A 7,384-nucleotide genomic window follows, 5' to 3' on the forward strand; every position below is an offset into this window, starting at 1 on the left:
ACGGTGAAGCCCTCCACCTCCGAGCCGAACTCCGCGCCGTGGCCCACGTAGTACTGCCGCCGACCGTCACGCCCTCGGCGGGCAGGACGAGCTTGGCCAGCTCCCACAGCACGACGAGCAGCAGGAACGCGACGACGGCCGAGACCGTCGTCCGCAGGGACGATGGTCGGCTCCGCACGCTCGGCCTCCCCCGGCTTCCCATGCCACCCCCTCGGCGCCCGGAAGATCCCGGACGAAGGCGAATCCTGAGAGGCTGCCATGACGGCCGGGTTACCGACAGGTTCCCACTGGGTCCACCTGGTCCGGGCCGGTCACGACTCGGCAACGGTGTCACCGGGCGGGCACCGGAGGTGACGATCTTGCCCGGTCGGGTCCGCCTCTTGCGCCGCACGGGTTCCCGCAGCAAGGTGGGCCGCTCCACATGTGTGTGTGAAGGGGGCGCCTCATGACCAGCTCACCGACGCGGACGGTGCGGGCCGCGATCCTGCAGGCCAAGTGGACCGGGGACACCGCCTCCATGATCGAGGTCCACGAGTCCTACGCCCGTGCCGCCGCGGAGCAGGGCGCCCAGGTGATGGGCTTCCAGGAGGTCTTCAACGCCCCGTACTTCTGCCAGGTGCAGGAGTCGGAGCACTACCGCTGGGCCGAGCCGGTGCCCGCAGGACCCACCGTGCAGCGCATGCAGGCGCTCGCCAGGGAGACCGGGATGGTCCTGGTCGTGCCGGTGTTCGAGGTCGAGAGCGCGGGCAACTACTACAACACCGCCGCGGTGATCGACGCCGACGGCTCGGTCCTCGGCAAGTACCGCAAGCACCACATCCCGCAGGTCAAGGGGTTCTGGGAGAAGTACTACTTCCGCCCCGGCAACCTCGGGTGGCCGGTCTTCGAGACCGCGGTCGGCAGGATCGGCGTCTACATCTGCTACGACCGGCACTTCCCCGAGGGCTGGCGGGCGCTCGGCCTCGCGGGCGCCGAGATCGTCTTCAACCCGAGCGCCACGAGCCGCGGGCTGTCGTCGTACCTGTGGAAGCTGGAGCAGCCCGCGGCCGCGGTGGCCAACGAGTACTTCGTGGCCGCGATCAACCGGGTCGGGGTGGAGGAGTACGGGGACAACGACTTCTACGGCACCAGCTACTTCGTGGACCCGCGCGGGCAGTTCGTCGGCGAGGTCGGCTCCGGCTCCGACGAGGAGCTGCTCGTCCGCGACCTGGACCTCGGCCTGATCGACGAGGTCCGACAGCAGTGGGCGTTCTACCGCGACCGCCGTCCCGACGCGTACGGTCCGCTGGTCGAGTCATGAGCCTGTACGAGCGCACCCGCGCCGTCCTGCCGAGCTGGCTGGCCCTCTACTACGACGAGCCGATCGAGCTCGACCACGGCTCCGGTCGGTACGTCTGGGCGGCCGACGGCACCCGCTACCTGGACTTCTTCGGCGGCATCCTGACCACGATGACCGAGCACGCGCTGCCCGCGGTCACCGAGGCCGTCGCCGCACAGGCCGCGAAGATCATCCATTCGTCCACGCTGTACCTGAACCGGCCCATGGTGGAGCTGTGCGAGGAGATCGCCGCGGTCTCCGGCATCCCCGACGCCAAGGTCTTCCTCACCACCAGCGGCACCGAGGCCAACGACGCCGCGCTGCTCCTGGCCAGTGCCCGCAACGGGTCCAACCAGGTCCTGGCGCTGCGCAACAGCTACCACGGCCGGTCCTTCTCCACGATCGGGATCACCGGCAACAGCGCGTGGTCGCCGACCTCGCTGTCACCCTTCCAGACCTACTACGTCCACGGTGGACAGCGGTACCGGTCGCCCTTCGCCGGGCTGTCCGACGCGGAGTTCGTCGCGGCCTGCGTGGCGGACCTGGAGGAGGTCCTCGACCAGACCGGCGGCTCGATCGCCGCGCTGATCGCGGAGCCGATCCAGGGGGTCGGCGGGTTCACCTCCGGGCCCGACGGGCTGCTGGGCGCCTTCGCGGAGGTGGTGCGGGCCAGGGACATCCTCTGGATCTCCGACGAGGTGCAGACCGGCTGGGGCCGCACCGGCGAGCACTTCTGGGGATGGCAGGCGCACGGGGCGGTGCCGGACATCGTGACGTTCGCCAAGGGCGTCGGGAACGGGTTGTCGATGGGCGGGGTGATCGCACCGGCGTCCATCATGGACAACCTGCCCGCCAACTCCATCTCCACGTTCGGCGGCAGCCCGATCACCTCGGCCGGGGCGTTGGCGAACCTGCGCCACCTGCGCGCGCACGACCTGCAGGGCAACGCGGCGAAGATCGGTCCCCTCCTGCTCGACGGCCTGCGCGCGCTGGACTCCCCCGTCGTCGGCGACGTCCGGGGCAAGGGTCTGATGATCGGCGTCGAGCTGGTGGAGCCGGGCTCCGGCATCCCCGGCGCGCCCGCGCCCGCGCTCGCCACCGCCGTGCTCCAGGGCTGCAAGGACCGCGGCCTGCTGGTGGGCAAGGGCGGACTGCACGGCAACGTCCTGCGCATCGCTCCTCCGCTGTCGCTGACGGCGGAGGAGGCCGAGGAGGGACTCACGATCCTGACCGACGCGATCGGAGCGGCCTCATGACCACCCTCGCCATCCGTGGCGGCACCGTGATCACCGCGGCCGAGGAGGTGGTCGCGGACGTGCTGGTGGACGGCGAGAAGGTCGTCGCGCTGGCCGCCCCCGGCGTGCTGACCCTCACCGCGGACACCGAGCTCGACGCCACCGGGCGCTACGTGATCCCCGGCGGCGTCGACGCGCACACGCACATGGAGATGCCCTTCGGCGGCACCTACGCCTCGGACACCTTCGAGACCGGCACCCGCGCCGCGGCCTGGGGCGGGACCACCACGATCATCGACTTCCCGATCCAGCAGGTCGGCGGGTCGCTGCGCGAGGGCCTCGACGCCTGGCACGAGAAGGCGGCCGGGAACTGCGCGATCGACTACGCCTTCCACATGATCCTCGCGGACGTGAACGACTCCTCCCTCAAGGAGATGGAGGCGCTGATCGGCGAGGGCGTGACCAGCTTCAAGCTGTTCATGGCCTACCCCGGCGTCTTCTACTCCGACGACGGCAGGATCCTGCGCGCCATGCAGCGGGCCGGCGAGACCGGCGGGCTGATCATGATGCACGCCGAGAACGGGATCGCGATCGACGTCCTGGCCCAGCAGGCGGTCGAGCGGGGGAACACCGACCCGCGCCACCACTTCGCCGTGCGGCACGCGCTGCTGGAGGCCGAGGCCACCCACCGGGCGATCCAGCTGTCCCGGGTCGCCGGGTCCCCGCTGTACGTGGTGCACCTGTCCGCCCACCAGGCCCTCGCCGAGATCGCCTCGGCACGCGAGGCCGGGGACAACGTCTTCGCCGAGACCTGCCCGCAGTACCTGTTCCTGTCCACCGACGAGGTCGACGAGCCGGGGTTCGAGGCCGCCAAGTACGTCTGCTCGACCCCGCTGCGGCCGCGCGAGCACCAGGCCGAGCTCTGGCGCGGGCTGCGCAACGACGACCTCTCGGTGATCTCCACCGACCACTGCCCCTTCTGCTTCAAGGGTCAGAAAGACCTCGGGATCGGGGACTTCACCAAGGTGCCCAACGGGTTGCCCGGCGTGGAGAGCCGGATGGACCTGCTGCACCAGGCCGTCGTCGACGGGCACCTGACGCGCCGGCGGTGGATCGAGCTGGCCTGCGCCACACCGGCGCGGATGTTCGGGCTGTACCCACGCAAGGGCACGATCGCCCCCGGGTCCGACGCGGACATCGTGATCTACGACCCCACCGCGGAGCAGACCCACTCGGCGGACACCCACCACATGGCCGTCGACTACTCCGTCTACGAGGGACGCACGACCACGGGCAGGGCCGAGACGGTGCTCTCCCGCGGGACGGTCGTCGTGGGCGGCGGCGAGTACCTGGGCACGAAGGGGCACGGGTCGTTCCTCCGGCGCGACACGTGCCAGTACCTGAGGTGAGCATGGACATCGGACTGGTGCTGCAGACGGACCCGCCCGCCGCGGCCGTCGTGGACCTCATGGTGCGGGCGGAGGAGCTGGGCTTCAGCCACGGCTGGACCTTCGACTCGCACGTCCTCTGGCAGGAACCCTTCGTGATCTACAGCCGGATCCTGGAACGGACGTCCCGGCTGGTCGTGGGGCCGATGGTGACCAACCCCGGCACCCGGGACTGGACCGTGCTCGCCTCGCTGTTCGCCACGTTGGACGACATGTACGGGCCCCGCACGGTCTGCGGGATCGGGCGCGGCGACTCGGCGGTGCGGGTGCAGGGCCGCCCACCGACCACACTGGCCCGGCTGGAGTCGTCCGTCGAGGTGATCCGCGCGCTGACGGCGGGTGGCTCGGTGGACCTCGGGGGGACGGAGGTGCGGATCCCGTGGGTCGCGCCGGGCTCGCCCGCGGTGCCGGTCTGGGTCGCGGGCTACGGACCCAAGGCCCTCGCGCTGGCCGGGCGCTGTGCCGACGGGTTCATCCTCCAGCTCGCCGACCCCTACCTGGTGGAGTGGACGATCAAGACGGTGCGGTCGGCGGCCGCCGAGGCGGGACGCGACCCGGACGCGATCACCATGTGCGTCGCGGCGCCCGCGTACGTCACCGACGACGTGGCGCACGCCCGCGACCAGACGCGCTGGTTCGGCGGGATGGTCGGCAACCACGTCGCCGACCTGGTCACGCGGTACGGCGAGAGCTCGGCGGCCGTGCCCGCCGAGCTGACCGGGTACATCAAGGGCCGCGAGGGCTACGACTACAGCCACCACGGCCGGGCCGCCAACACCTCCACCGCCTTCGTGCCCGACGAGGTCGTGGACCGGTTCTGCCTGCTCGGACCCGCTGCGGCACAGCGGGAGCGGCTCGCGGAGCTGGCCTCTCTCGGCGTGGACCAGTTCGCCGTCTACGCCATGCACGACGGCCGGGAGGAGACCGTCGAGGCCTACGGGACGGCGGTCATCCCGGGGCTCTGAGCACTGTGCCGCCCCACTGCTGCGAACCGCTGCTCGAGACACTGTGGTCCGCGGGGCGGATGCCCAGCGCCGGGACCATCCGGCGGTGCAGGTAGCCGCGCAGCCGGTCGTCGTCCATGCCCGCGTCTCCGTCGAACCAGACCAGGGACAGCAGGAAGCGGATGACGGTCTCGGCGATCTCGTCCATCTCGTCCGCCAGCTCCGGCTGGTGGTCCAGCAGCGGGGCGAGGAACCGCTTGGACAGCGAGACCGCGTCGGTGGACAGGCTGGCCCGCGCGAGCCCGAACGACCCGTTCTCCGGGAAGGCGATCGGGGCGAGCGCGGGCTGGGTGCGGAACTCGTAGCGGGCCCGGATCGTGGCCTCCACGACCAGCTCGGCCGCCGACGTCGCCTTCCCCGCCGCGGCCCAGATCCGCTGGACGATCTCCTCGGACAGCCGGAGCAGGGCGGCGGAGACGAGCTGTTCGCGCGAGCCGAAGTGCCGGTAGACCGTGGGCCGCGAGACCCCGGCCCGCGCCGCGACCTCGCTCAACGAGGCACCGTCGAACCCGGAGGCGGCCAGGACCTCGATGGCCGCGTCGAGGATCCGTCTGCGCACGTCCACGGGCCCATCTTCACAGCCCCGCCCCCGGCTGACCAGCGATGGCCGATTCCGTCGGTACGAGACGCTAGCGTGCGCGGCGTGGAGACCACACCCGACAGTCCCGGCGACACGGCAGCCGACGGAGCACCCGACCCGGTCATGGATCGGGTCACCGCGCTCGTCGCGCTGGCCCAGGGCGGCGCGCGCGCCGAGGCCGCGGCGGGCTTCGCCGCACTGTGGCCGGAGCTGACCGATCCCTTCCACCGGTGCGTCCTGGCGCACTACGCGGCGGACGTCCAGGAGGACCCGCACGCCGAGCTGGAATGGGACCGGCGGGCGCTCGCCGCGGCGGACGAGGTGCCGCCCGGGCGCGCCGAGTCCCACCATCCGGCGCTGCGCCTGGCCGGGTTCTACCCGTCGCTGCACCTCAACCTGGCCGAGGCGTACCGGAAGGTGGGCGAGCCCAAGCTCGCCCGCACCCACCTCACCGCCGCGCGGGAGCGGCTCGGGGCCCTCGCGGGCACCGAGGAGTCCGCCCCCGGGTACGCGGACACGATCCGGGGGGCCCTGGACCGGCTGGAGGAGCGGCTCGCGGCGCAGCCCCGTTCTCCCGAGTCCCGACCGTTCGCCTAGAGACCCGCCACCCGCTGGACGTCGAGGTTGCGGAAGGTCTGCTCGCCCTCGGTCATCTCCCTGATCCGTTCCGCGATCCGCCCGGTCGCGGGGTGCTTGGAGTTCCGCATGGCCGACTCGTAGTCGGGGAAGGCCACGAGCTGGAGGTAGCGCCCCGGGTCGTCCCGGTCCGCGGCGATGACCGACCACGTCGCGGTGCGCGCGTCCCCGATGTCGGCGAGCCATTCGGCCTCCGCCTCGTCGAAGCCGTCGAGACCGGCGGCGCGGAACTCGATGACCTGGACGAAGGCGCCCTCACCCAGGTCGAGGGCGCTCGCGGGCCGCATGGCGCCGCGCAGGACGTCTCGCAGCTCCTCGTCGTCGGTGTGCCCGTGCGCGTCCACGGCGTGGGCCACGGCCGCCCGGAGCAGGTCGTCCGGCTCGCCGTACAGCGTCATCGTGCAGCCCGACTCGCTGGGGATCGTCCGACAGTCCACGGTCATCCTGGTCATCGCGGCCTCCTCGTGCGGTTCGGGGAAGCAAGCGCACTACCAGCGCAGACCTGTGTCAATAGGTGATTCGGGACGGGGCCGTCCGGACGCGCCGTTGCGCCCGGACGGCCCCGGTCAGGGGGGCCTGGCTCAGCCGACCTCGGTGCCGGTGGCGACCCTCGGGGCACCCTCGGCGGAGGCGGTGTCCAGGACCAGGCGGGCGATCCGGGCGCGGTGCTCCTCGGCGCTGCCGAGCAGGGCCGCGTCGGTGATCGCCCGCTTGTAGTACAGCTGCGCCTGGTACTCCCAGGTGAAGCCGATGCCGCCGTGCACCTGGATGGTGTCGGTGGCGATCCCGGCGAAGGCCGCCGAGCAGGTGGCCTGCGCGATGCTCGCGGCCAGCGCGGGGTCGTCGGAGCCGTCCCCGAGCGCCCACACCGCGTGGTACGCCGTGGACCGGGCGTGCTCCAGGGCCACGAGCATGTCCGCGATCTTGTGCTTCACGGCCTGGAACGACCCGATGGGCCTGCCGAACTGCAGCCTGCCCTTGGCGTACTCCACGGACAGGTCCAGCAGGTGCTGGGCGCCGCCGACCTGCTCGGCCGCCAGCAGCGCCGCCCCGACCGCGAGGGCGTGCCCGATCACCCGGTCGGCCTCGTCCGGACCCGCGAGCAGCCTCCCGGGGGCGTCGGTGAGCCGGACGGTGGCCTGGCGCCGCGTGAGGTCCAACGT

General features: G+C 72.0%; 8 protein-coding genes. 5 read left to right on the forward strand and 3 right to left on the reverse strand.

Annotated elements, in window-relative coordinates; genetic code table 11:
• The first annotated feature begins 445 nt into the window (after nt 1-445).
• The 4 genes from H5J29_RS14625 to H5J29_RS14640 are packed head-to-tail and all read left to right on the forward strand — an operon-like array spanning nt 446 to nt 4,966.
• Nucleotides 446-1,300 carry a nitrilase-related carbon-nitrogen hydrolase gene (locus H5J29_RS14625; RefSeq protein WP_181781509.1) on the forward strand — a complete coding sequence of 285 codons (855 nt, stop codon included), beginning with the start codon at nt 446-448 and terminating at the stop codon, nt 1,298-1,300.
• Entirely contained in the window at nt 1,297-2,574 is a 1,278-nt protein-coding gene (locus tag H5J29_RS14630; RefSeq protein WP_181781510.1) for an aspartate aminotransferase family protein, read from the forward strand. The genes H5J29_RS14625 and H5J29_RS14630 overlap by 4 nt, the downstream gene beginning before the upstream one ends.
• Nucleotides 2,571-3,962: a dihydropyrimidinase gene (gene hydA / locus H5J29_RS14635; RefSeq protein WP_181781511.1), complete on the forward strand. Its 1,392-nt coding sequence runs from the start codon at nt 2,571-2,573 to the stop codon at nt 3,960-3,962. The genes H5J29_RS14630 and hydA overlap by 4 nt, the downstream gene beginning before the upstream one ends.
• A gap of 2 nt (nt 3,963-3,964) precedes the next feature.
• Nucleotides 3,965-4,966 (forward strand): TIGR03842 family LLM class F420-dependent oxidoreductase, encoded by a 1,002-nt coding sequence (locus tag H5J29_RS14640; protein ID WP_181781512.1) that lies wholly within the window; start codon nt 3,965-3,967, stop codon nt 4,964-4,966.
• On the opposite strand, the gene H5J29_RS14645 is transcribed toward H5J29_RS14640, so the two are convergent.
• Complete coding sequence (locus tag H5J29_RS14645) at nt 4,950-5,570, reverse strand: TetR/AcrR family transcriptional regulator (protein WP_181781513.1); 621 nt, start codon at nt 5,568-5,570, stop codon at nt 4,950-4,952. The genes H5J29_RS14640 and H5J29_RS14645 overlap by 17 nt on opposite strands.
• Nucleotides 5,571-5,648: 78 nt before the next feature.
• Here H5J29_RS14645 and H5J29_RS14650 point away from each other — a divergent pair, with 78 nt between their 5' ends.
• Nucleotides 5,649-6,182 (forward strand): hypothetical protein, encoded by a 534-nt coding sequence (locus H5J29_RS14650; protein ID WP_312858227.1) that lies wholly within the window; start codon nt 5,649-5,651, stop codon nt 6,180-6,182.
• Here the strand turns inward: H5J29_RS14650 and H5J29_RS14655 are convergent.
• Nucleotides 6,179-6,673, reverse strand: coding sequence for a DUF1059 domain-containing protein (locus H5J29_RS14655; RefSeq protein WP_181781514.1), 495 nt, complete (start codon nt 6,671-6,673; stop codon nt 6,179-6,181). The two genes, H5J29_RS14650 and H5J29_RS14655, sit on opposite strands and share 4 nt — an antisense overlap.
• A 129-nt stretch (nt 6,674-6,802) precedes the next feature.
• The coding region (locus tag H5J29_RS14660; protein ID WP_281375981.1) for an acyl-CoA dehydrogenase family protein at nt 6,803-7,384 on the reverse strand (582 nt) is incomplete at its 5' end.

Origin of the sequence: Pseudonocardia pini, assembly GCF_013870575.1 — a bacterium.
GTDB lineage: Bacteria > Actinomycetota > Actinomycetes > Mycobacteriales > Pseudonocardiaceae > Pseudonocardia > Pseudonocardia pini.